We start from the raw sequence: 22258 nt of genomic DNA, 5'->3' as shown, positions 1-22258 counted from the left end.
TCAAGAAGCGACCATTGACGATCGTCAATCATTGACTAGAATCAACCGTTGACTCCACGCAATGACCTGACCGGAGTGCCCCGCCGCGCGCCCCGGCCCGCCGCAGCCTGAAGCACCTTCCCAGGGGTGCCGCTGCCGCCCGCCGCCGCCACGACGTCGCCTCCCTTCCCCGGAAGGACCGCATGTCCACCACGAACCCCGAGACCTCGTCCGTCTCGATCGTCGCCGCCGATCCACAGGAACGGCACCGCAAGATCCTCCAGGCCCTGACCGGCCTGCTCCTGGGCATGTTCGTGTCGATGATCGCCAACACGGTGGTCTCCACGTCCCTGCCGGTGATCGTCCATGACCTCGGCGGAGACCAGGCCACCTACACGTGGGTGGTCACCGCGATGATGCTCGCCACCGCGATCGCCACCCCGATCTGGGGCAAGTTGGCGGACCTGTACTCCCGCAAGCTGCTGTTCCAGATCGCCATCGTCGTGTTCGTCGCGGCCACCGCCGCGGCCGGCTTCGCGCAGGACCCGGCGTGGATGATCTCCTGCCGCGTCCTGCAGGGCCTGGGCGGCGGCGGTCTCATCGCCCTCTCCCAGGTGATCATGGCGGACATCATCAGCCCCCGTGAGCGCGGACGCTACATGGGGCTGTTCGGTGCCGTCATAGCCGTCGCCACCGTGGGCGGCCCGCTTCTCGGCGGCCTGATCACGGACACCCTGGGATGGAGGTGGAACTTCTTCGTCGCCGTGCCGTTCGCCCTCGCCGCCCTGGTGATGGTGGAGAAGAACCTCAAGCTCGAGCGCCTCTCCTCCCGGAAGGCCAACATCGACATCCTCGGCATCGCCCTGATGGCCGCCGCCACCACCCTCCTGCTGCTCTGGGTCACCCGCGCCGGCCAGGACTTCGAGTGGGTCTCGCCCACCAGCGCCTGGATGGTCGGCGGATCCCTGCTGGCCGCCGCGCTGTTCGTGGTGGTCGAGCGCAGCGTCTCCGAGCCGCTGATCCCGTTGCGCCTGTTCCGGAACCGCACGTTCACCCTGGCCGTGGTGGCCTCGCTGTCGGTGGGCCTGGCCATGTTCGGCTCCGGCGTCTACCTGGCCCAGTACATGCAGCTCGCCCGCGGTGCCACGCCGTCCCAAGCCGGATTCATGACCCTGCCACTGATGGCCGCGTTCCTGATCTCCTCCACTCTGGCGGGCCGGCACATCACCAAGCACGGCAACTGGAAGCCGTTCCTGGTGGCGGGCTCCGTGCTCCTGACCGTCGGCCTGGGACTGCTCGGCACCCTGCGCTACGACACGAACTTCGCCCTGGTCTGCGTCTACATGGCACTGGTGGGCCTGGGCATGGGCATCACCATGCAGAACCTCGTGCTGGTGGTGCAGAACACCACGGATCCGCACGCCATGGGCGTGGCCACCTCGGGCGTGACCTTCTTCCGTACCCTCGGCGGCTCGGCCGGCGTGGCCGCGATGGGCGCCGCCGTGGCCACCACGGTGGCGGACGGCATCCAGTCCCGCGCCGCCGAGGTCCAGGCCGCCCTCGCGGGCATGGGCCCCGAGGGGGCCAAGTGGGCCACGGACATGCAGGCCGGCCGCCTGCCCGCCGTGGCCTCCATGCCGCACGAGCTGCGCGTGATCTTCGAGGAGACCTACGCCCAGGCCATCTCGAACGCCTTCCTCTGGACCGTGCCGCTGGCCGTGCTGGGCATCGTGGCGGTGCTGCTGCTTCCGAACATCCCGCTGGGCCGTCGCAACGCCCAGGAGCAGCGTGCTGCCCAGCGCGCCCGCCGCAGCGCCCAGCAGGAGGCGGCGGCCGCCGCGGTGGGCCCGCACACCGGCTCCCTGCCGCAGATCCGTGACGAGCGCCCGGACGCCGGCGGACAGCCGGGCGTCTCCCGCGGCACGGACACGGCTCGGGGGGACACCGGCGAGCAACCGGACGCCTCCCGGGGCACCGGCACCGATGCGACTCGCCGGACCGGAGGCGACCGATGAGCAGCACCCCGCTTCCCCAGGGCGCCGCCGCCGAGCACCCGGAGGAGTTCGAGGCCGCCATCCGCGACCTCGAGGGCTCCTTCGTCACACTCGTCCGCCAGTACCGCCAGCTCATGGCCCGGCACGCCGAGCAGCTCAGCCCCGGCATGTCCTCCGGTGCGATGAAGGCGTTCCTGACGATCGTCAACGCCGCCCCGCTGTCCCCGTCCGCCCTGGCCGAGACGATGCTCGCCGACCGCGCCCAGATCTCTCGCTTCGTCAAGGAGCTCGAGTCCCTGGAGCTCATCACCCGGGACGCCGATCCGAAGGACCGACGGGCCGCCGTCCTGCGCCCCACCGAAGAGGGCCTGCGCCGCCTCCACGAGGTGCGCACCGGACCGGTCGGCGGCGGCATGCGCCGCGACCTCGCCGGCTGGGACCTGGAGGACATCCGGCAGCTCGGCACCCTGCTGCACCGGTTCACCGAGGAGCGCACCCGCCGCGCCGAGTGAGGCCTCCGGCGCCGCAGGCGCCCCTCCCCGCCGCCCACCCCGGCTGCCGCGGTGCGCCGAGGCCTCCGAGGCCCCGGACCCACGACGACGGCCGCCCACCGTCCGACTGCACATGCAGTCGGCAGGTGCGCGGCCGCCGTCGTTCTTCCCCTGCGGAGTCGGGTCACCAGATGGAGACGCGCTCCTCCGGGGCCAACCACATCGGGTCCTGCTCGGTGGTGCCGTACGCCGCGTGGAAGGCGTCCAGGTTCTTCACCACCTGGTTGCAGCGGAACTCGTTCGGGGAGTGCGGGTCCGAGGCGATGCGGGTGATCATCGTCTCCGTGCGGGTCAGCTGACGCCACACCGAGGCCCACGAGGAGAAGAACTCGCGGTCCTGCGCGGCGGTGTCCTCCGAGTCCGCGTCGGACTGCTCCTCGCGCCAGATCTCCAGCGCCTGGTGGGCGATGCCCAGGCCGCCGAGGTCGCCGATGTTCTCCCCGAGGGTGAACTCCCCGTTGACGTGGTGGTCCGGGGCCTCCGCCGGGGACAGGGCGCTGTACTGGGCGACGAGCTTGGCCGTGCGGTCCGAGAAGGCCTCGCGGTCCTCGTCCGTCCACCAGTTCTTCAGGGTGCCGGTGCCGTCGTAGCGGGAGCCCTGGTCGTCGAAGCCGTGGCCGATCTCATGGCCGATCACCGCACCGATGCCGCCGAGGTTCGCGGCCATGGAGCGCTCCGGGTCGAAGAACGGGGGCTGCAGGATGGCGGCCGGGAACACGATCGCGTTCTCCAGCGGCGAGTAGTAGGCGTTCACGGTCTGGGGGGTCATGTGCCACTCCTCCGGATCCGGACCCTTCTCGATCTTGGCCAGGTCCCAGTCCCACGCGAACTCGTCCGCGCGGCGGGCGTTGCCGAGCAGGTCGTCCGCGTCCACCTCGAGGGTGGAGTAGTCCATCCACGTGGACGGGAAGCCGACCATCGGGCGGAACATGGACAGCTTCTCCAGGGCGCGCTGGCGAGTGTCCTCGCCCATCCAGTCCAGGGCGGAGATGGAGCGGCGGTAGGCCTCGTTGAGCAGGTGGACGAGCCTGTCCATCTCCTCCTGGTGGCCGGCCGGGAAGTGCTTGGCCACGTACAGCTGGGCCACGTCCTCGCCGGCGGCGGAGTTCACGAACGCCACGGCGCGCTTCCAGCGCGGGCGTACCTCCTCGGTGCCGGCCAGGCGGCGGCCGTAGAAGGAGAAGTTCTCCTCCACGAAGGCCTCCGGCAGGTACGGGGCCAGCGAGCGCAGCACCTGCACCTCCAGCCAGTGCTTCCAGGTCTGCAGGTCCACGGCGTCGGCCCCGGCCAGCAGGGACTGGATCCCGGTGAGGAACTCCGGCTGCCACACCACCACCTCGTCCGAGCGGGTGCCGGAGGCGCCGATGCCCTCCAGCCAAGCCTGGGCCAGCGGGAACGTCTGGTCCAGCTGCGCGCGGGTCAGCAGGTTGTAGCGGGCCACGGCGTCCCGGGTGCGGACCACGTCCCAGTGGTGCGCGGCGATCCGCGTCTCCAGGTCCACGACGCGGCCGGCGATCTCGGAGGCCTCCGCCTCGTCCGCGCCGATGCCTGCCAGTGCGAGCATGCGGCCCAGGTGGGCGCGGTACTCGGAGACGATCTCCGCGTAGGAGGCTTCGCGGTAGTAGGACTCGTCCGGCAGGCCGAGGCCGCCCTGGAGCAGGTGCAGGAGCATGCGCTCGGGGTCGCCGGCGTCGTTCATTGCGCCGGTGTTGATCAGGCCGGAGACGCCGTGCCGCTGCAGGGCGCCGGAGAGGGTGAGCAGCTGCTCCGGGGTCTCCACGGTCTCGATGGCGGCGAGGTCTCCGGCGATCGGGGCCACGCCGCGGGCCTCCACGACCTCCTCGTCCATGAACGAGGTGTAGAGGGCGGCGATGCGGCGTCGCAGCGCGGTCTGGTCGTCGGACGTGTCATCGGAAGAGGCGTCCGAGGCGGCGGCGTCCTCGGCGGAAGCGGTCTGCCCCGGATCATCCGCGGAGGCGGCGTCCAACGCGGTGTCCGGGGAGGCGAGGTCCGCAGAGGCCTCCACGCGGGCGCGGGCGGCATCATGGCCGGTGCCGACGGCGCGCACAGCGTCCTCGCACAGGTGCCGGACCGCGAGCTCGGCGTTGTCCCGCAGCTCGAGGAACGCGCCGTAGGCGCCCTGGTCGGAGGGGATCTCATGGGAGGCCAGCCACTCGCCGTTGACGTGGCGGTAGAGGTCCTCGGTGGGGCTCGGGACGGCGTTCTCGGCAGGTGCGGTCACAGGTGGTGCTCCTTCGGATGCTGTGGACGGCGGGCGGGCATGCTCCCCCGAAGCCTAGTGGGTCAGGTCACACCTGCGCAGGGGCGACGACGGCGGCGCACCCGGGGAGCACTGCATGCAGTGCCCGGGTGCGCCGCCGTCGTCGGGTCGGCTCAGAGGACTTTGCTGGGTGCGGAACTCCTCCGGCGGGCCGTCACTGCCCCGCCGACCATGCCTCGCTCAGGTCAGGAGACCGCGGCCGCGAGCTTGGAGACGGACTCCTCCATCTGCTCCTGGCTGATCAGCGGGAACAGGTTCTTCGCAAGGAGGTCCGGGTCGGTGACCTTGGACCAGTCGTAGGTCAGGGTCACCTCCGTGGAGTCCTGGCCGGTGGCCTCGAGGGTCCAGATCCACTCCCATCCCGGCGGCTCGGTGCCGGCGGGTGCGGTGGCCCAGCCGACCATCTTGTTCTCGTCGTAGGCGACCACGTGGTTGTCGGTGCGGTACTCGCCGCCCATGTGCTCGCCCTGCATGTTCATGGTGAACACGTCGCCGACCTTCTGGATGCGCTGCGTCTTCTCGTCGTCCACGACGAAGCCGCTGGAGTCGAAGAGCTTGTGCTTCTCCGGCAGGGTCAGCACCTCGAAGATGTCCTTGGCCGGAGCGTCGATCGTACGGGTCACGGACTGCTTCGTCTCGCCCTGGGGGCTCTGATTCATGCTCATGCCTGCACCGTAGACACGCCCGCCCCTCTGCTGACAAGGGCGCAGGAGCGACGCGCGTCCGCCGCGGCGTCCTGCGCGGCTCTTGATCTGCACTCGGATCTGCGCCTGCCCGCGCCTCGATCTGCGCCTCGATCCGATCCAGAGCCTGCGCGGCACGCTCCATTTCGGAACGAAGCCTCCGGGGCCAAGCACCCTTCCCCATCCCAAGCGCTCGATCTGATCCAGAGCATGCGCGGGGTGCTCCGTTTCGGAGCGAAGCCTCCGGGGTCTCGGACATCGCGGCCCGCGGCAGGCGGCCGCCCTCAGGCGGGCACGTTCCGGCCCGCACGGAAGCGGCTCACCGAGGCGTCGCCGGTGATCCAGTACCGCCACGGAAACCGCGCCGATCCGCCCTCGCCGGAGACGCCCACCCGGGGCCCGGTCGACACGTGCGGTGGGACCGAGCCGGCCGGCGGCGGAGCGAGGACGAACACGGCGGGCGCGAGGCCGTCGTCGGGACGCGGGATGCGGGGAACAGCGAGCCCGGGTGCTCCCCCGGGCGCAGGAGCATCGGCGAGTGTGATCGGCAGGTGCCCCATCTCCAGGGTGATGCCGAGGCCCTGGCCGAGGTTGCCGGGGCCGGAGAGCAGTCGGGCGCCGGTGTTCCGGCCCCGGCGGAGGACGGCGAGGTCATGACCGGCGACGACCTCGGCGGCGCGGACGAGGAGGCCTCCGGCGGCGTCGGGCTCGTGGACGACGAGGTTGAGACAACGGTGGATCCCATAATTCAGGTACACGTACGTGCGCTGCGGCGGTCCGAAGAGGGCGGCGTTGCGCTCGGTGCGGCCACGGTAGGAGTGGGCGCCCGGGTCCTCGCCCCGGTCGCCGTAGGCCTCGAGCTCGGTGAGGCGGACGGTGACCGCCCCGTCGGCGGTGACGGCCGTGAGCAGGCAGCCGAGCAGTGCCGGCGCCGCCTGCGTGGGGTGGACGTGGAAGAGTGCGGCGAGGTCGTCGCAGGAGCGCGGGACGGGCGTCGAGACCGCGTCCTCCGGGTCCCCTCCCGGCAGGCCGCGGTGAGCTGGGGACGGCATCTTCATCCTTCCGGAGACGTGCGTGCGGACGCTGGACGAACCTCCACCCTGGCGGCGTGGACCGTCAGAATCCCAGCCGGGGCCGGCCTGCCACCAAGTGCCGACGCCTCAGTCCTGCGCCGCCGGCAGCACCATGTTGTCGATCAGCCGCACCGGCGGCACGTGTGCTGCCACGAGGGCGAGGGCGTCCCGGCGCAACGGCTGACACAGCAGCTCCGGGCCGAGCTCGGCGAAGGTGTCCCGGTCCACCACCACGAGGTGGTCGAGCTCCACGCCGCGCTCGTCCGCGATCATCTGGCGGGCGGCTTGGACGTCGACGGGCTCGCCGGCCGCCGCGGCGTCGGCCAGGCCGCGCAGGGCACGGCTGAGGACGAGCGCGTGCTCCAGGCCCGCGGCGTCCAGGCGGGTGTTGCGGCTGGACAGGGCAAGGCCCTCGGGGGAACGCACGATGGGCACGGCACGGACGTCGACGTCGATGTCCAGATCCGTGGCGAGGCGGCGCAGGACGGTGAGCTGCTGCGCGTCCTTCTGACCGAAGTAGCTGCGCAGGACCGGCACCGCAGGGCGGGCGATGTTCCACAGCTTCGCCACGACGGTGGCCACGCCGTCGAAGTGCCCCGGGCGGGAGGCGCCCTCGAGGACCTCCCCCATACGGCCGGCCGAGACGGTGACGATCGGCGCGTCAGGGTAGCCCGGATACATCTGCTGCACGTCGGGGGCGAACACGACGTCGGCCCCCGCCGCCGCCAACAGGTCCAGATCGGCGTCCAGGGTGCGCGGGTAGTGCTCGAGGTCGGCCGGATCGCCGAACTGCAGCGGGTTCACGAAGATGCTGACCGCCACGACGTCGTTCTCGGCGCGGGCCCGCCGCACCAGGGCCGCGTGGCCGCCGTGGAGGGCTCCCATCGTGGGGACCAGGCCGACGGTGACGGGCTCGGCGTCGGAGGCATCGTGGTCCGCGGCGCCGGCGACGAGCTCACGGAGGGCAGAGCGCATCTCTGCGACCGTCCGGGTCAGACGAGGACGCGCAGGCACACTTCCGGCCTCGGCCGTCTCAGGTGCCGGGAAGGCGTCCTCGAGGGTGAGGCCGGTGCCGGCGGGGACGGGACGCTGGTCGGGGACGCGGTCATAGGGAGTCACCGTCCAAGTCTAGGTGTTCGGGGTCATGAGGTTCTCGCCATAAGGCACGGGGGCGGCCGGCGGGCGGGGCGCAGGGCTGTCGCGGCCCCTGACCGGATGCTCTCTGTCCCCCACGTGCTACGGTGGCCGGCACCCGCGCCCGTCCCGTTAAGGACTCCGCCGCACCCACGCGCCGTCGCCCCGCACCCACGCGCCGTCGTCCCGAGGAGGACCTGTGAACACCCCGACCATCCTCACGCTCGTCGCCGTCGCCGTGGTGGTGGTGCTCGCGGTGTGGGCCGTCTCCGTCTACAACGGGCTGGTCCGCCGCCGCAACGACTCGAACGAGGCGCTCAGCGGGATCGACGTCGCCCTGGAGACCCGCTACGACCAGGTGAGCCAGCAGGCCAAGGTGGTCGAGGGCGCCGTGGGCAAGGAGGTCCGCACCATCCTCGACGCGACGGCGCTGCGCACCGGCCGCAGCATCCGCGACCTGAGCGTCCCGGAGAAGGCCGAGCTCGACCAGACCCTTGACGACGTCCAGCGGCGCATCATCAGCTCCCCCGGCAGCCTGGCCAGCTTCGAGGCCTACCCGGAGATGCGGTCGCTGGCGAACGTGGAGATCCTCCAGCGCACCGTCAACGAGACCGAGGAGCGCCTGCAGGCCGCCCGGCGCGCCTACAACGCGGCCGCCACGGAGTACAACACCGCCCGCGGCCAGTTCCCCACCGTGCTCATCGCCGGCCTGCTCGGCTTCCAGCCGCACACGCTGTTCACGCTCACCGATCCCGTCAAGCGCAGCCAGACGGACCTCGACGGCTTCCTCTCCGAGGGTCGGGCATGAGCGGCATCGAGGTCCCCCCGTTCGAGGAGGTCTGGTCCGGGCTCGACGCCGAGCGGACCCGGCAGGTGGGCGAGCAGGTCGACACGGCCCGCACCGACGTGCCCTGGTACTTCAAGGTGATGCTCGCCGGAGGACTCGCGGTCTTCGTCCTCGCACTGCTGCTGGGCCAGGTCCTCATCGCCCTGGGCGCCGCCGTCGTGTTCGCGATCCCGGCCTTCGTGGTCGTCCGCCGCCTGGCGAACGCGTCCCGCACCGTCAGCACCGACGTGACCGCCCCCGTGTTCGAGGCCATCGCGGCGGGGCTCACCCTCCCCGACGCCGGCCATGAGGGCGCCGCCCTGCGCGCCGAGTACGAGCCGGAGGGAAGCGTCCCGCAGCCCCGCCTGCGCTCGGCCGGCTTCATCATGGACACCAGCGTCCTGCAGGAGGACGTCGTCTCCGGGACCCTGGGCGAGACGGACTTCGTGCTGGCCGACCTGAAGTGGCAGCAGATGCGTCCGCCGGCCCCCGAGGCCGACCCTGAGAAGGAGGCGCGGGACCGCCGACGCATGGAACGCCTCCAGGACTCGGCGCGCCGGGGCACCCTGGACTCGCGACGCCGCCAGGACGAGCTGTCCAGACTGGAGGCACGCTTCGAGCGCGGGGGCGACCTCAGCGCGCTGGTGCCCAAGTCCCTGCGCACCTCTGTCCAGGGCTGGGCGGAGCAGGTCACCACGGACACCGCGATGCTGGGCCCGTCCTTCGTGTTCTTCTCCGCGGACTTCCACAAGGACTTCACCTCCACCGTGTACCTGCTGCCCCGGAAGGACCACCAGGCGTTCCGCGGACTCAGCGAGGACACGGCCCGGGAGCGCGGGATCACCCCGCTGCGTCTGGAGGACGTGCGCATCATGCGCCAGTACGAGGGGTGGGCCTCGGACCAGGTCGAGGCGCGCTACCTCATCACCCCGGAGCTGATGGACACGCTCGACCGGCTGCGCGAACGCTTCGGCACCGAGCACATGGCCGTGTCCTTCACGGGAGGGCGCATGAACATCGGCGCGGCACTGGACACCAACCGGTTCGGCTTCGACCTGGCCCGGCAGCACGAGCGCACCATCGAGGACATGGGCCGGGACATCTACGAGGACCTCGTCCTGTTCCTCGGCCTCGTGGAGGACTTCCGCCTCAACACGCGCATCTGGTCCAAGGACTGAGCCGCGGGTCGACGCGCAGTCAACGCACCTTCAGGCCGCGCTTGGAGCCCTTGCCGGCCGTGCTCGTCGCCGGCCTGGACGGCGCCCCCTCCCCGAACACGACGACGGCCGCCCGCCTTCTGTGTGGAAGGCGGGCGACCGGCGTCGAGCAGGGCCGTCAGGGGTTCAGGCCGAGCTCCTTGGGCAGGGGTGCGGCCTCCTCGCCGAGGACCTTCTCGGCGAGGAACGCCTGGACCACCTCGTACCAGACCTTCGCGTGCTGCGGGGTGAGGATCCAGTGGTTCTCCTGCGGGAAGTACAGGAACCGGTGCTCGGTGGAACCGTCCTCGCCCGCCGGCAGGCCGGACGTGGCGAGCAGCTCGTACCAGAGGCGCAGGCCCTCGCCGATCGGCACGCGGTAGTCCTTGTCCCCGTGGATCACGAGCATGGGGGTGACGATGTCCTGCACGAATCGGTGCGGGGAGTTCGCGGCCATCATCTCCGGGCTCATCTCACGGTCCCAGTAGAAGGAGGCGTCCGTCGTCGGGCCGAAGCCCTCCAGCGCCCAGAGGGAGGCGTGGGTGACGATCGCCTTGAAGCGGTCCGTGTGGCCGGCCACCCAGTTGGCCATGTAGCCGCCGAAGGAGCCGCCCATGGCGGCGGTGCGGGTGGCGTCGATGTCCGCCCGGGCCTCCACGGCGTCCGTGATGGCCATCAGGTCCGTGTAGGGCTCGGCGCCCCAGCGGCCCCAGCCGCGCTGCACGAAGTCGCGGCCGTAGCCGGTGGACAGCGCCGGGTCCGGCAGGAGCACCGCGTAGCCCTGGGCGACCATGAGCCACGGGTTCCAGCGCCAGGACCAGGCGTTCCAGGAGGACACCGGGCCGCCGTGGATCCACAGCAGCAGCGGGTGGCCGCCCTCGGGGGCCTTCCCGGCAGGCAGGGCGAGCCAGCCGCGGACGCGGGTGCCGTCCTCCGTGGTGGTCTCCACGTCCTCGAGGGTGCCGGGCACAGCCGGGCGCTCGGACGGGTTCTGCAGGCGCGTGGCCTCGCCGGTGGCGAGGTCCACGCGGGCCACCTCCGGTGGGAACAGGTAGGAGGAGCGCACACCGTACAGGGTGGTGCCGTCCGGGGAGACGACGACGTCGGACCACGCCTCGTCCTGGTGCGTCACCTGGGTGACGGCGCCGGAGGGGACGTCGATGCGGAAGAGGGGGGCGCGGCCGTCCTGGTCCGCCACCGCGATCACCGCGGAGTCGTCCGGCAGCCAGCCGACCACGTGGGGCCAGCGGTCCCAGTCGTGGGCCAGCGGGGTGAGCTCGCCGGTGGCGGTGTCCATGACGAAGAGCTTCGGGTCTCGCGTGGACTGGGGGGTGGTGTGCGGGCCGACGACGATGACCGCGCGGGTCCCGTCATGGCTGATCGGCCCGGCGTGGGCGTCCTGGCCGGGCTCGTCCACGAGGGCGGTGACCTCGCCGGTGGCGGTGTCCACGCGGGCGATCCACTCCCTCATGTCCGCCTTCGCCCCGGCACGGGACGCCGTGACCAGCGCGAACGAGCCGTCCGGGGCCACGTGGGCGGAGACGCCGAAGCCGTGGGAGCGGTCGAAGCCGGTGAGGTGGCGCAGATGGTGTTCGCCCTCCTCCGGGATGCCGCCGGCCTGCTCGATCGTCGCGGCGCTGGGGTGATCGGCGGAGGCGTCGTCCTGGTCGACCGGGACGTCCGGGTCCGGGCCGTCGGCGAGCACGAACAGCTCGGGCGTGGCCGGGCCGAGGTCGTGGTCCCAGAAGCGGACCGGGTATCCGGTGTGGAGGATGGCGTCCACGCCGGCGTCCTTGCGGGCCTTCGCCAGCTCGGCATGCTCGGCCTCGGTGGCGGCGCCGCGCAGGCGCGGGGCGCCGAGCACCACGGTGTCCGCCGCGGAGGCGCAGGAGACGGAGGAGACGCCACCGGGGCGGGTCAGCACCACGCGGGCCTCGCCGCCCTGGGCCGGCAGCGCCCACAGCGCAGAGGACTTCTCCTCCTCTCCCGGGGCAGGGCGGCCGGAGGTGAAGTACAGGGTGCCGTCCGCCGCGAACTCGGCACCGGCCTCGCCCTCCACGGAGCGGGTCAGGCGGTGCGCCGGCCGCTCGCCCGACGGGTCCACCTCCCACAGGGCGGAGGCGTAGCCGGTGCCCTTGGCGTTCGGTGTGGCCAGCGTGGTGACCAGGCGGGTACCGTCCGGGCTCAGGGTCAGGCCGGAGGTGCGGGGCAGCGCGATGAAGTCGGTCAGGTCGTGGAAGGACGTGCGCGGTTCACTCATGAGAACCGTTCTATCCGCGGGGTGTGATGCGGGTCAATCGGCTTCGCGGAGGACGGAACCGGTGGAGCGGGAGGTGCAGATCAGGGCAGGGCCAAGAAGTCTCGAAGCCAGACGTCCACCTCGCGCATCGTCGTGACGTCGACCCGCCCGAGCAGGGATCCCAGCCTGTCCCTCGTGATCGTCCGAGGCTGCTCCGTCAGGACGAAGGTCGGCCGAGGCAGCTCCAGGTGGGGGCCCGTCAGGCGGACATGGTTGGGCCAGCCCCGGTCGGTGGTGGTGCAGGGAAGCACGATGGCCAGTGTGTCAGCTTTGGCCAGGAAGAGGTCGCTCGCCACGACCAACACCGGCCGCCGGCCGGCCTGTTCCCTCCCCAGGGTCGGGTTCAGATCCGCCCACACCACGTCTCCGCGATGGAGCTCAACGGTCACCGTCGTGCCCCTCTGGCGCAGGAAGTGCGACGTCCCATTCCCGGAACTCATCCCAGTACTCGTCGTCCGCGCCGCGCACTGCGAACCCGAAGGCCTCCATCCGGCGTCGACGCTCATAGTCGTCGAGCAGCTGCTCGATCAGTCCCGCAGCAGTGACACCGCGCTCGCGTGCATCTGCATTGATCCGGTCCCGGAGTCCACTCGAGACCTTGATGGTGGCCGGGCCGTTGCTCGTCACAGTCATGCGCCTAGGATACCGCCAGGTATACCGGAACTCCAGCCTCCCTTCCGCCCACGGACGCCCTTGGCGCGGCTGTGCGAACGCATGGAAGGATCGAGACATGCGCATCATCACCGTCTGCCTGGGCAACATCTGCCGCTCCCCCGCCGCCGAGGCGGTGCTGAAACGCGCCCTGCAGCGCTCCGGCCTGGACTCCCGGGTCTCGGTGCGCTCGGCAGGGACAGCGGACTACCACGTGGGCGAGCAGCCCTACCCGCTGGCCCTTGAGGTCGGCCGGGAGCGCGGCTACACCTTCGACTCCGTGGGCGCGCAGCTCACTCGCGAGGACATCGACGACGCGGACCTGATCCTCGTCATGGACGAGTCGAACTATGACGACGTCCTGGCCCTGGCCGGACCCGGCGACGCGGAGGACAAGGTGCACCTGCTCGGCGAGTTCGCCTCCTCCGTGGACACCCAGGGCGTCCTGGAGGTCCCGGACCCCTGGCAGCGTCCGAAGCACGTGTTCGTGGACATGTACGAGCAGATCGAGGACTGCGTGGAGGGAGTCGTCGCGGCCATCAAGGCCGGAGACCTCTAGGACCTCCGCCGACGGCGAGACGTCATCACGCCTGCGCCGGCACGGCCTCGGCGAGCGCCGTGATCAGCGCGTAGAGGGCCTCGCCGGTCCGGGAGGCCTCGTCCGGCCGCGGCGCCGGATGCACCCGCCAGGTCAGCGAGGTCCCCGGGACGTGGACCGCGTCCGCGATCACCCAGTCCTGAGACGTGCTGCCGTCGATGACAAGGAACTCGGTCTGCGCCTCCTCCACCCGGTGGCTGACATGCAGCTCCACATGCCACGGCGTGTCCGCGCCCGGCCCGTGCCAGGTGGCCGTCATGCGCACCACCTCGTCCCCTGCGGCCTGCTCACGATGGGCCAGCCACAGCCAAGCCTCCACGGGACGGTCCGGCGCAGTGTCCACGACGATGCTCCAGGCCCCGCCGAGGGCGCGCTGCACCGGCGCTGGTTGATCCCCGTCCGGAAGGCCCCCGGCCAGACCGTTGGGGGCCACCACCGCGTCCCACGCGCTGACCTGTGCCACCCGTGCGCGCGGTGCCGCCACCGGCGGTGCGCTGACCTGCGCAGCCGGCGCCGCAGCACGCAGGACCTCGACGGCGGCGGCCAGGATCTGCCCGGCATCGGAACGCTCCGGCGCGGACAGCCAGACCACCTCACCGCCGCCGTCCGGCACCAACGCGGCACCGACGGAGCACAGGTCGCCGCACAGGCCCGACCGCAGCACCTCCACCCGCACCCCCGGGACGGGGCCGGGGCACCTCTGTGTGCTGAGGGCAAGGCCGAACGTCGGACCCGGATCCTCCAGCGTCAGTCGCGGCAGCGCGTCCGGTCCTCCGTGGTCACAGCGCAGGACGACGACCCCGCCATCCGTGAGAATGCGCACCGCCCCCACGTCAGCCCTGCCTCCGCACCTGACGCACCTGCCCGCCGAACCACTCGACGAACTGCGGGACCCACCCGGTGGCGCCGTCGTTCCAGTGGGTGCCCACAGTGGACTGCGGAAAGACCACCGCGGAGGAGAAGGGATCCCGCAGGCCGAGGTGCGTGCCGTCGTCGTCCCTCACGGTGACCCACTGCAGACCGTGCGCGGCGCCCAGGTGCTCGCCGATCAGCACGGCCACCACGTCCAGCATCACGGAGGCGACCTCCGGCTCCAGCTCCCCGGCCTGCATGGCGGCCAGCTGCCGTTCGGCGTAGGCGCTGACCTGGTCCAGCTCGAGGTGGTCCACGCCCTCCTGACGGGCGAAGCCGAGGCGGTCCTGGACCCACTGCTCCTCCGCATCGGTGAGCGGGGCGACGGCGTCGGTGTGCGGGGCGTTCTTCTGCGCGGCATCCTCGGTCATGGACACCATTCCATCACGGTGGTCGTTCCCCCGGCCGGGCCCATGCGCTAGCGTCTCACCCGGACAGGGATGGCCACAGGCCGCCGGACAGACGGACTCCCGGAAGGCGCGGGAGGCAGAGGAGGGGACCTTGCTCGGATTCGGGCCCGGAGGGTTCAGCACGTTCCAGCTGATGTTCGCGGCGGTTCCGCTGTTCATGATCGCCATCGCCGGATGGGGGCTGGTCTCCGTCGCCCGGCGCCGCGCGGACGCGAACCGCATCGTCCGCGTCGGGCAGCGCGTGCAGGGCAAGGTGATCACCGCCTACGTGGGCCAGAGCGGCTCCGGGGACAACCGGCAGACCTACATCGTGGAGACCATCGAGTTCATGACCCTGGACGGCCGCACCGTACGCGCCTCCCCCACCTATTCGGACGTCGGACTCACCGACCGCGGCGGCATGTTCGTCACCGTCATCTACGACCCGCAGGACCCCTCCCGCTTCCTCGCCCCCCAGGACGGCCAGGAGCTGCGGATGCGCGGCCATGGTGTGCAGATCGGCGTCCGGGTGTTCATCATCCTCTTCGCCCTGTTCTTCCTGGTGTCCTCACAGCTCATGTTCTTCAGCTTCACCTCCCTGCTGGACCGCTGAGCATGGCGGGAACCGGCTCCACGCACCGCGTCCGCCACGACGACGGCACCCTCGCCTTCCGCAAGACCGACGCCCTCCCCGGGCTCCTCGCCTTCGAGGCCCGGGGTCTGCGCGCCCTGGCCGGTGCGGGCGCGCGGGTGCCGGCCGTGCTGCGGGCCGAGGACGACCTGCTCGAGATCGAGTGGGTCGAGGACACCGGCCGGGCCACCCCGCAGACAGAGGAGGCGTTCGGCCGGGAGTTGGCCGCCCTGCACCGGGACTCCCGACCGCCGGAGGCAGGTGCCGACTGGTTCGGCGCGGTGGACGGACACCCGCACCGGCCCGCCGGATCCGACCGTGGGCCGGTGCGGGCCTGGCTCGGCGCCGCCGCGATCGACCTGACCCCGTGCGACACCTGGGCGGAGTCATGGGTGGTCCGACGCATCGTGCCGCTGGCCGAGCAGGCCGTGGACGCAGGCAGCGCCCCCGAGCGCGTCCGAGAACTGGCGGCCGCGCTGGCGGAGCTGACGGCCGGCTTCGGCCCCGACTCCCCGAACACGCACCCGGGTGCGGCGGTGCTGGGAGGGGCGGAGCCGTCGTCGTTGGTCCACGGTGACCTGTGGGCCGGGAACCGGCTGATCGACGCCGCCGGGCGCAGCTGGCTGATCGACCCGTGCGCGCATCGCGGACACCGCGAGGTGGACCTGGCCATGATGGACCTGTTCGGCGGTTTCGGGCCCGGGGCGTGGGAGGCGTACGAGGAGGCCTTCCCACTCGCCGACGGGTGGCAGGAGAGGGTGCTCGCCTATCAGGCGGTGCCCCTGCTGGTGCACGCCGTGCTGTTCGGCGGCGGGTACGGGCGGCAGGCCGAGGCGGCGCTGGAGCACGCCGTGCGGCTGGGAGGCTGAGGCGCCGGCCAGGGCGGAATGAGTTCCTCCTCCCCTTCCACCAACTGGTGAGGACTCACCCCCTCGGGACCCGAAAGCAGGGCGTGAGAGGGTGAGTCCTCACCAGTAAGCGGGGGGACCAGAAAGCGGGGGCGTGGAGGGGTCAGAGCCCGCCGGTCTCGCCGCCGGTCTCGCTGCTTGTCTCGCCGCCGGTCTCGCCCGACTCCTCCGCGCCGTCCAGGGCGGCGCGGATCCACCCCGCCGCATCCGGGCGCAGGGCGCCGCGGTCCTCGGCGCGGTCTGCGGTCGCGCGGGCCATGGCCTCCCAGGCGTGGAGGATGTCCGCGGGCATGCCCTCGGCCCCCAGATGCTCCAGGGTCTCGCGGTGACCACGCACCGTCTCCACGTCCCCGCGGGCCACCGGGCCGGTCAGCGCAGCATCCCCGTTGGACAGGGCGTTCTCCAGGGACGCCGAGAGCAGGGGCCGCAGCAGGCGCTCGGTGTCCGTCACGCCGATCTCCGCCAGCAGCTGCGCCGACTGTGCGGTCAAGGTCACCAGATGGTTCGAGCCGTGGGAGAGGGCCAGGTGATAAGCCGGCCGGTCCGCCTCCTTGATCACCACCGGCTCACCGCCCATCTCCACGGTGAGCGCCTGCGCCACCGGCAGCACCACCGGGTCCGCGGTGACGCCGAAGACGCAGTCCTTGAGCCGGTCCAGATCCAGGGACAGCCCGGTGAAGGTCATGGCCGGGTGGATGGCCAGCGGGATCGCACCGACCGCCCGGACGGACGTCATCACGCCCACGCCGTAGCGGCCGGAGGTGTGCACCAGCAGATGCCCGGCCTGCACGTGGCCGGCCTGCACGAGACCGTCCACGAGCTCGCCGAGCACGTCGTCCGGGACGGCGAACAGCACCATCTCGGAACGGCGCAGGATCTCCGGGATCTCCAGGACCGGCACGTCCGGCAGCAGCGCCTCGGCCCGGGTCTTCGAGGCCTCGGACACCGCGTGCACGCCGGTCACCGTGTGCCCGGCGCTGCGCAGGGCCGCGCCCAGCACGGCACCCACCTTCCCTGCGCCGATCACGCCGACGCCCAGGCGTCCCGGACGCTGGGCGGGGTCGATCGCGGTGTCCAGTCCGCCGGTCACGGTGTCTCCTTCGTGGGGGTCGGGCCCGCCTCCGCGCTCGGCAGCCGGCCGGGGTCCTGTGCGGCCGGCGCGGGCGCCGCAGCACCGGCCCCCGCAGGCTGCAGCTGCCGCTCGAAGAGCTCGAGCTCCTCGGGGGTCATCCACTGATCGCGGTCCTTGAGGCGGCGGGCCACGGCGGCGATCTGCGACTCATGCTGGAACAGCTTCTCGGCCGCCGCACGGTCCTGCGCCTTCACGGTGACCTGCTTGCCGCCGGCCAGGTGGACGGCCACGTCCGCCACGCGCAGACGGCGCTGCACGGGTCCGGCATCGATCCGCAGGTCCTGGATGCGCTCGTGCTCGGCCACCTCGAGGCGGCGGGCGAAGCGTCCGCCGCGCACCAGCAGCAGCCGGGAGGTGGTGAGGAAGCCGGTGCGGCGCCACGTGAACCACGTGAACCAGGCCCGCGCGCGGCGCGGGATGTGGGTGAATCCGCCGTCGGTGAGGTCGCCGTGCATGGCCACGTGCATCAACTCCGCCGGGCTCAGCTCTGCGGCCACGCCCTCGGCCACGCCGGGCTCCGGGGACACGATGGTCAGCACGCGCAGCACGTCCTCCCACGGGCCCACCGGCAGCACGAGCGAGCGTTCGGAGTCCACACCGGTGCCGTAGCCGGCCACCTGCACCCGCACCTGGTACCAGCCCAGCGGCCGCCAGAGCAGGGACTGCCGGATGGTCACGCCCTGCACGCGCCCGGGCGGGACGGTCTGCGAGTTCGTCTCCGTCAGGCCGTAGCGCAGCTTCAGCCCGTCCCGCGAGTGGCGGACGGTGAAGCCCCAGCCCTTGTTCAGGCCGGACCAGGTGCTGGCGACGATCGCGAACAGCAGCGGGACCGCGAAGCCCGCCGCGCCGAGCCCGATGATGGACCACCGCGTCTCCCCGTCGCCCAGCCATGCCTCGGGCATGAGGCCGACGAACAGTCCCGCGGCCCCCAGGAGCCCGGCGAAGCCGATGAGGGTGGCCAGCGGGCCCGAATCGGACAGCATCACCGAGCCGACCAGCCGTCCCGGCGGGACCTTGAGCATGAGCACGCCCTCGTCCCGGTCGCGCAGCATCGGCTGCCCGGCCGGGACCACCGCGTCCGGTGAGCCGGAAGCGGCGGGTGCGGTGCCGTCGTCGGGAAGGGGGCCGGGGGCGGACGCGCCCTCCGCGGGCAGGCCGTCTGCCGGCTGCGCCTGCTCGGCCCGGTAGTCGGCGACGCCCGAGGCGTGGTCGAGGATCTCGCGGCGGACCTGCTCAGCGCGGTCCTTCTTCAGAAAGGACAGCTCCAGGGCGGTGTCCCCGCCGTCGGCGGCCTCGACCTTCACCGCGGCCAGCCCGAACAGGCGCGGGATCAGGGGGTGCTGCAGATCCACGGCCTGCAGGCGGTCATAGCGCATCTGCCGGTTCTTCCGGAACAGCCAGCCCTCGCGCAGCTGTACCTCCGTGCCCGTGAGGCGGAAGCGCCTGAACCACCAGGACAGGAAGAAGACCACGCCGAGCAGCAGGATCACGCCGGCGGCGATGCCGATGGCCGGCAAAAAGTCCATGATCGAGTCCGGCCCGGAGCCGCCCGAACCGGAGTCCCCACCGCGGCGGCCGCCGCCGAAGACGCTGTCCACCCACTCCTCCACGAACTCACGGCCGACGATGAACAGCATCACCGCCAGGAAGGTCCAGCTCTTCACCCACGGGGTCAGCGGGTGCATGCGGGTCCAGCCCTCGGCGTCCGTGGGACGCTCGGTGTCCGTCGCGGGGGCGTCGGCGGCGTCTGTGGGCCGCTCGGTCTCCGCCGCGGGGGCGTCATCGGCGGGGAGGTCCTGTCCCTGGGGCTGCGGTCCGGGCAGGTCGCGGCGGTCGTCGTCCTGAGGCGTCGGCATGCGGTCCTCCGGGATCACAGGCCCGCCAGCCTTGCCTGGCCGCGCTGCATGAGCACCTCGCGCAGCCGCTCGGACTCGGCCTTGGACAGCCCGGTCATCTCCAGGTCCGCGCCGGCGGTCTTCAGGGTCACCGTCTGCACGCCGAAGCGGCGCTGGATCGGCCCCTCCTCTACGTCCACGTACTGCAGGCGCCCGTAGGGCACGGCCTTCACGGAGCGGAACATCAGTCCCTCCCGCCAGAGGATGTCGTCCTCCCGCTCCGCATAGCCCCGGGCGCGCACCTGGCGGGGGGTCAGGGCGAGGTCGATCAGACCCCACAGCAGCATCGCGCCGGGCAGACCCCAGGCGAACCAGTCCCAGAGGCCCGCCCAGACGCCGGTGAGCTTGAGGATCAACGGGACGGCGGTGACGCCCACGAAGAACAGCGTGCCCACCACGCCGGTCACCAGCTGGGCCGGGATCTCCCGCTCGGACACGGGCGTGAATTCGACGCCCTCAAGCTCCATGGCGCGCACTGGCGTATCCCTCCTCCGTCTCGGGTGGACGGCGGACGCCCCGCCCGCCGGACTGCCCATCCTGCCCGAGGCCGCCCTCGGGATCCGAATCGTCGCCGCGGATGCGGCACCAGGACTCCACCAGCAGGCCGATCACCACCATCACGGCACCGGCCACCACCATGAGGATCGCGTCCAGGAGCACGCCGCGGGCGGCGACCGCCCTGGTCAGCACCTGCACCAGCACCCCGGCGTGCCAGCCGCCGAACAGGGCGCCGGCGAACGCCCCCGCCTGGGCCAGCACCAGGATGCGGGCGGCGGCGAGCGGGTCCATGCGCTCGGCGGGCTTCCGGCCCCGGTCCCGGCGGATGCGCAGGCCGAAGCCGAGGCTGATCAGGGCCACCACCAGCAGGGTGATCAGGGCCGGAGGGCCCAGCACCGGGGTCAGCCGGCCGGCGCCCTGGGAGAGCAGCGCGACCGTCCAGCCCAGCAGGCCGGCCAGCAGCGCCATCCCGGGCAGCCACCAGGTGCGCAGCGTGATCATGTGCGGTCCCTCCACGTCGAGTCGATGCGCTCTCCGGGAGCAGTCTCCTCCTGCCGTGAGGTCCCGTGCGAGGCCGACGACGCACCCGGGGAGAGGCGGCCGCCGTCGGGAAGGGAGGGCTTCGTGCGGGCGGGCCCGCCGTCCAGGTGGACGCGCTCCGGCGGCATGCGGCGGACCGTGTCCGCACCCTCGGCGCGCGCGGCGAGCTCGGCCACCGGCACCCCGGCGAGCGCGGCGTCCGGGTCCAGCCAGAGCCACGGCAGCAGCACGAAGGCGCGCTCGGCGGCGCGCGGATGCGGCAGGGTCAGGTCCGGGTGGTCGCTGGTGAGGTCCCCGTAGGCGACGATGTCCACGTCCAGGGTGCGGGCGCCCCAGCGGACGGTCCGGCGGCGGTGGTGCTCCTGCTCCAGCAGGTGCGCGACGCCCAGCACCTCCCACGGCGAGCGCGTGGTCCGCGCGGTGACCACCTGGTTCCGGTAGTCCGGCTGTCCGGGCGGGCCGCCGACCGGCTTCGTGAGCGCACGCGGGGACGCCTGCACGTCCGTGAACCCGGGCATCACCGTCAGGGCGGCCACGGCCGCGTCCATCGTCTGGTCCGCCTCCCCCAGGTTGGCGCCGAGCGCCAGCACGACGACGGCCGGCCGGCTCGGCCTGTCCCCCAGGGTCTTCGTGGGGGCCGGGCCCTGTGCCGGGTGGGTCCAGTCCCGCGGGACGGGCTCGCCCGGGGCGGGGGTGGAGGCGTCCGACATCAGCGGGAGGCCTCGAGGTCGGCGCGGTCGCGGACGACCGTCACCTGGACGTCGTGGAACTCGTGCGGCAGCGGGGCCTGCGGCTTGTGCACGGTGACCTCCACGGTCCCCGCCAGCGGCTGGGTCTGCAGGATCGTGCCGGCGATGCGGTCCGCCAGCGTCTCGATGAGGTCGAAGGGCTCGCCCATGATGAACCCGGCCACCAGGTCCCCGACCTCGGCGTAGTTCACGGTCTTCGTCAGGTCGTCCGTGGCGGCGGCCTCGGCGACGTCCACGTGCATGACCACGTCCACCGCGAACGGCTGGCCCTCGCGCTTCTCCGCCTCGAAGACCCCGTGGTGGCCGACGGCGGAGATGCCCATGAGGCGGATGACGTCTCGGCGGGCCGGACGGACCGGGCGGACGCTCTCAGCGCCGGTGTGCTCGGAACGGACGCCGCGGCCGGCGGTCGGGCCGGAGGCGCTCTGGTGGCGGGCGAACATCAGACGGTCTCCTTGCCTCGCCAGGCGGCGGCGGCGCGGACGGCGTCCGCGGTCGGGGGGACGTCGTGCACCCGGACCGCCCACGCGCCGTGGTGCGCGGACAGGGCGGACACGGCGGCCGTGGCGGCGTCGCGCTGCGTCGGGGACGGCGAGGCGCCGTCGTCGTGGGTGTGCCCGGGCTGGCCCTGAAGGAGGGTGCCCAGGAAGCGCTTGCGGGAGGCGGCCACCAGCACGGGGTGGCCGAGGGGGGTGAGCCGGTCGAGGCCGCGCAGCAGCTCCCAGTTCTGCTCCCCGGCCTTGGCGAAGCCCAGGCCCGGGTCCAGGATCAGCTGCTCCGGGGCGACGCCGGCGTCGTAGAAGCGCTGGCGGACCTCGATCAGCTCGGCGATCACGTCCTCCACCACGTCCCCGTAGTCCGCGAGGGTGTCCATGGTGGTGGGGGTGCCGCGGTTGTGCATGAGGATGTACGGCGCGCCGGTGGCGGCGATGAGCGCGGGCATGTCCGGCTCGTGGTTCAGCCCGGAGACGTCGTTGACGATCACGTCCCCGAGGGCCAGCGCGGCGCGCGCGGTGGCGGTGTGCCTGGTGTCCACCGAGAGGACCGCTCCCTCGGCGAGCAGCTGCTCGATCACCGGGAGGATGCGCTCCTGCTCCTGCTCCTCGGTGACGAACGCGGCGCCGGGCCGCGTGGACTCGCCGCCGACGTCCACGATGTCCGCCCCGGCGGCGAGCAGCGCGCGGCCGTGCTCGATCGCGGCCGGGACGGAGGCGTGGAGGCCTCCGTCCGAGAAGGAGTCCGGGGTGACGTTGAGGACGCCCATGACGAGCGTGCGGTCAGCCGGCAGTCGGCGCAGAAGGGCGGGCGTCTGGTCCTCGGCGGTCATGGGTTCATTGTG

The 22258-nt window shown here is 72.3% G+C and carries 23 protein-coding genes; 7 read left to right on the top strand and 16 right to left on the bottom strand.

The window, feature by feature from the left end; translation table 11 throughout:
• The first annotated feature begins 182 nt into the window (after positions 1 to 182).
• Positions 183 to 1994 carry a DHA2 family efflux MFS transporter permease subunit gene (locus tag CEQ11_RS02290; protein ID WP_088477624.1) on the top strand — a complete coding sequence of 604 codons (1812 nt, stop codon included), beginning with the start codon at positions 183 to 185 and terminating at the stop codon, positions 1992 to 1994.
• A complete protein-coding gene (locus CEQ11_RS02285) occupies positions 1991 to 2485 on the top strand; it encodes a MarR family winged helix-turn-helix transcriptional regulator (RefSeq protein ID WP_088477623.1) in 495 nt (164 codons plus the stop codon). Before CEQ11_RS02290 ends, CEQ11_RS02285 begins: the two co-directional genes overlap by 4 nt.
• A gap of 163 nt (positions 2486 to 2648) precedes the next feature.
• Here the strand turns inward: CEQ11_RS02285 and CEQ11_RS02280 are convergent, their stop codons facing one another.
• From CEQ11_RS02280 to panC, 4 genes are all read right to left on the bottom strand, one after another.
• Entirely contained in the window at positions 2649 to 4766 is a 2118-nt protein-coding gene (locus CEQ11_RS02280; protein WP_088477622.1) for a M13 family metallopeptidase, read from the bottom strand.
• Positions 4767 to 4990: 224 nt separating this feature from the next.
• A complete protein-coding gene (locus tag CEQ11_RS02275; protein ID WP_067190070.1) occupies positions 4991 to 5464 on the bottom strand; it encodes an SRPBCC family protein in 474 nt (157 codons plus the stop codon).
• A 308-nt stretch (positions 5465 to 5772) separates the two neighbouring features.
• On the bottom strand, positions 5773 to 6540 hold the full coding sequence (locus CEQ11_RS02270) for a DNA-3-methyladenine glycosylase (RefSeq protein ID WP_088477621.1): 768 nt from the start codon (positions 6538 to 6540) through the stop codon (positions 5773 to 5775).
• Between the two features lie 108 nt (positions 6541 to 6648).
• Positions 6649 to 7680, bottom strand: a complete 1032-nt coding sequence (panC, locus tag CEQ11_RS02265; protein WP_088477620.1) for a pantoate--beta-alanine ligase — start codon at positions 7678 to 7680, stop codon at positions 6649 to 6651.
• Between the two features lie 214 nt (positions 7681 to 7894).
• Between panC and CEQ11_RS02260 the strand changes: the two genes are divergently transcribed.
• Together CEQ11_RS02260 and CEQ11_RS02255 are read left to right on the top strand one after the other, a co-directional pair.
• A complete protein-coding gene (locus CEQ11_RS02260) occupies positions 7895 to 8503 on the top strand; it encodes a LemA family protein (protein ID WP_088477619.1) in 609 nt (202 codons plus the stop codon).
• Positions 8500 to 9699: a DUF3137 domain-containing protein gene (locus CEQ11_RS02255; protein WP_088477618.1), complete on the top strand. Its 1200-nt coding sequence runs from the start codon at positions 8500 to 8502 to the stop codon at positions 9697 to 9699. Before CEQ11_RS02260 ends, CEQ11_RS02255 begins: the two co-directional genes overlap by 4 nt.
• A 157-nt stretch (positions 9700 to 9856) precedes the next feature.
• Here CEQ11_RS02255 and CEQ11_RS02250 read toward each other — a convergent pair whose 3' ends face one another.
• From CEQ11_RS02250 to CEQ11_RS02240, 3 genes are all read right to left on the bottom strand, one after another.
• A complete protein-coding gene (locus tag CEQ11_RS02250) occupies positions 9857 to 11977 on the bottom strand; it encodes an alpha/beta fold hydrolase (RefSeq protein ID WP_088477617.1) in 2121 nt (706 codons plus the stop codon).
• 80 nt (positions 11978 to 12057) lie between these two features.
• A complete protein-coding gene (locus CEQ11_RS02245; RefSeq protein ID WP_227718688.1) occupies positions 12058 to 12405 on the bottom strand; it encodes a type II toxin-antitoxin system PemK/MazF family toxin in 348 nt (115 codons plus the stop codon).
• Positions 12395 to 12649, bottom strand: coding sequence for a toxin-antitoxin system protein (locus CEQ11_RS02240; protein ID WP_088477615.1), 255 nt, complete (start codon positions 12647 to 12649; stop codon positions 12395 to 12397). The genes CEQ11_RS02245 and CEQ11_RS02240 overlap by 11 nt, the downstream gene beginning before the upstream one ends.
• A 97-nt stretch (positions 12650 to 12746) precedes the next feature.
• On the opposite strand from CEQ11_RS02240, the gene CEQ11_RS02235 reads away from it, so the two are divergent.
• Positions 12747 to 13226, top strand: coding sequence for a low molecular weight protein-tyrosine-phosphatase (locus CEQ11_RS02235; RefSeq protein WP_088477614.1), 480 nt, complete (start codon positions 12747 to 12749; stop codon positions 13224 to 13226).
• A 25-nt stretch (positions 13227 to 13251) separates the two neighbouring features.
• On the opposite strand, the gene CEQ11_RS02230 is transcribed toward CEQ11_RS02235, so the two are convergent.
• Together CEQ11_RS02230 and CEQ11_RS02225 are read right to left on the bottom strand one after the other, a co-directional pair.
• Complete coding sequence (locus CEQ11_RS02230; RefSeq protein ID WP_127913440.1) at positions 13252 to 13941, bottom strand: hypothetical protein; 690 nt, start codon at positions 13939 to 13941, stop codon at positions 13252 to 13254.
• A gap of 157 nt (positions 13942 to 14098) precedes the next feature.
• On the bottom strand, positions 14099 to 14548 hold the full coding sequence (locus tag CEQ11_RS02225; RefSeq protein ID WP_088478857.1) for a DUF3806 domain-containing protein: 450 nt from the start codon (positions 14546 to 14548) through the stop codon (positions 14099 to 14101).
• Between the two features lie 130 nt (positions 14549 to 14678).
• Between CEQ11_RS02225 and CEQ11_RS02220 the strand changes: the two genes are divergently transcribed.
• Together CEQ11_RS02220 and CEQ11_RS02215 are read left to right on the top strand one after the other, a co-directional pair.
• Positions 14679 to 15179, top strand: a complete 501-nt coding sequence (locus tag CEQ11_RS02220) for a DUF3592 domain-containing protein (protein WP_083315139.1) — start codon at positions 14679 to 14681, stop codon at positions 15177 to 15179.
• Between the two features lie 2 nt (positions 15180 to 15181).
• Complete coding sequence (locus tag CEQ11_RS02215; protein WP_070637416.1) at positions 15182 to 16066, top strand: fructosamine kinase family protein; 885 nt, start codon at positions 15182 to 15184, stop codon at positions 16064 to 16066.
• A gap of 142 nt (positions 16067 to 16208) precedes the next feature.
• Here the strand turns inward: CEQ11_RS02215 and CEQ11_RS02210 are convergent, their stop codons facing one another.
• From CEQ11_RS02210 to folP, 7 genes are read right to left on the bottom strand one after another with little or no spacing between them, the layout of a single operon-like run.
• The gene (locus tag CEQ11_RS02210) at positions 16209 to 17195 is read right to left on the bottom strand and encodes a Rossmann-like and DUF2520 domain-containing protein (protein WP_088477612.1); all 987 of its coding nucleotides are present in this window, start codon (positions 17193 to 17195) and stop codon (positions 16209 to 16211) included.
• A complete protein-coding gene (locus CEQ11_RS02205) occupies positions 17192 to 19093 on the bottom strand; it encodes a PH domain-containing protein (RefSeq protein WP_127913438.1) in 1902 nt (633 codons plus the stop codon). The genes CEQ11_RS02210 and CEQ11_RS02205 overlap by 4 nt, the downstream gene beginning before the upstream one ends.
• A 14-nt stretch (positions 19094 to 19107) precedes the next feature.
• Positions 19108 to 19569 (bottom strand): PH domain-containing protein, encoded by a 462-nt coding sequence (locus tag CEQ11_RS02200; protein ID WP_227718687.1) that lies wholly within the window; start codon positions 19567 to 19569, stop codon positions 19108 to 19110.
• Between the two features lie 19 nt (positions 19570 to 19588).
• A complete protein-coding gene (locus CEQ11_RS02195; RefSeq protein ID WP_067190106.1) occupies positions 19589 to 20131 on the bottom strand; it encodes a DUF3180 domain-containing protein in 543 nt (180 codons plus the stop codon).
• Positions 20128 to 20880 carry a 2-amino-4-hydroxy-6-hydroxymethyldihydropteridine diphosphokinase gene (gene folK, locus CEQ11_RS02190; RefSeq protein ID WP_088477610.1) on the bottom strand — a complete coding sequence of 251 codons (753 nt, stop codon included), beginning with the start codon at positions 20878 to 20880 and terminating at the stop codon, positions 20128 to 20130. Before folK ends, CEQ11_RS02195 begins: the two co-directional genes overlap by 4 nt.
• On the bottom strand, positions 20880 to 21362 hold the full coding sequence (gene folB, locus CEQ11_RS02185) for a dihydroneopterin aldolase (protein WP_082739745.1): 483 nt from the start codon (positions 21360 to 21362) through the stop codon (positions 20880 to 20882). The genes folK and folB overlap by 1 nt, the downstream gene beginning before the upstream one ends.
• Positions 21362 to 22246, bottom strand: a complete 885-nt coding sequence (gene folP / locus CEQ11_RS02180; RefSeq protein ID WP_102957472.1) for a dihydropteroate synthase — start codon at positions 22244 to 22246, stop codon at positions 21362 to 21364. Before folP ends, folB begins: the two co-directional genes overlap by 1 nt.
• Positions 22247 to 22258 lie beyond the last annotated feature (12 nt).

The sequence above is a fragment of the Micrococcus sp. FDAARGOS_333 genome (assembly GCF_002206575.2).
In the GTDB taxonomy this organism is placed as follows: Bacteria; Actinomycetota; Actinomycetes; order Actinomycetales; family Micrococcaceae; genus Micrococcus; species Micrococcus lylae.
This window is presented reverse-complemented; position numbering and strand designations above follow the sequence as displayed.

What these genes read in the sequence shown, in the direction of transcription:
- CEQ11_RS02270 (WP_088477621.1), bottom strand. Translation starts at nt 6,540, where the DNA reads ATGCCGTCCCCAGCTCACCGCGGCCTGCCGGGAGGGGACCCGGAGGAC.
- CEQ11_RS02225 (WP_088478857.1), bottom strand. Translation starts at nt 14,548, where the DNA reads ATGACCGAGGATGCCGCGCAGAAGAACGCCCCGCACACCGACGCCGTC.
- CEQ11_RS02240 (WP_088477615.1), bottom strand. Translation starts at nt 12,649, where the DNA reads ATGACTGTGACGAGCAACGGCCCGGCCACCATCAAGGTCTCGAGTGGA.
- CEQ11_RS02275 (WP_067190070.1), bottom strand. Translation starts at nt 5,464, where the DNA reads ATGAATCAGAGCCCCCAGGGCGAGACGAAGCAGTCCGTGACCCGTACG.
- CEQ11_RS02285 (WP_088477623.1), top strand. Translation starts at nt 1,991, where the DNA reads ATGAGCAGCACCCCGCTTCCCCAGGGCGCCGCCGCCGAGCACCCGGAG.
- CEQ11_RS02195 (WP_067190106.1), bottom strand. Translation starts at nt 20,131, where the DNA reads ATGATCACGCTGCGCACCTGGTGGCTGCCCGGGATGGCGCTGCTGGCC.
- CEQ11_RS02250 (WP_088477617.1), bottom strand. Translation starts at nt 11,977, where the DNA reads ATGAGTGAACCGCGCACGTCCTTCCACGACCTGACCGACTTCATCGCG.
- folP (WP_102957472.1), bottom strand. Translation starts at nt 22,246, where the DNA reads ATGACCGCCGAGGACCAGACGCCCGCCCTTCTGCGCCGACTGCCGGCT.
- CEQ11_RS02235 (WP_088477614.1), top strand. Translation starts at nt 12,747, where the DNA reads ATGCGCATCATCACCGTCTGCCTGGGCAACATCTGCCGCTCCCCCGCC.
- CEQ11_RS02255 (WP_088477618.1), top strand. Translation starts at nt 8,500, where the DNA reads ATGAGCGGCATCGAGGTCCCCCCGTTCGAGGAGGTCTGGTCCGGGCTC.
- CEQ11_RS02215 (WP_070637416.1), top strand. Translation starts at nt 15,182, where the DNA reads ATGGCGGGAACCGGCTCCACGCACCGCGTCCGCCACGACGACGGCACC.
- CEQ11_RS02290 (WP_088477624.1), top strand. Translation starts at nt 183, where the DNA reads ATGTCCACCACGAACCCCGAGACCTCGTCCGTCTCGATCGTCGCCGCC.
- folK (WP_088477610.1), bottom strand. Translation starts at nt 20,880, where the DNA reads ATGTCGGACGCCTCCACCCCCGCCCCGGGCGAGCCCGTCCCGCGGGAC.
- CEQ11_RS02205 (WP_127913438.1), bottom strand. Translation starts at nt 19,093, where the DNA reads ATGCCGACGCCTCAGGACGACGACCGCCGCGACCTGCCCGGACCGCAG.
- folB (WP_082739745.1), bottom strand. Translation starts at nt 21,362, where the DNA reads ATGTTCGCCCGCCACCAGAGCGCCTCCGGCCCGACCGCCGGCCGCGGC.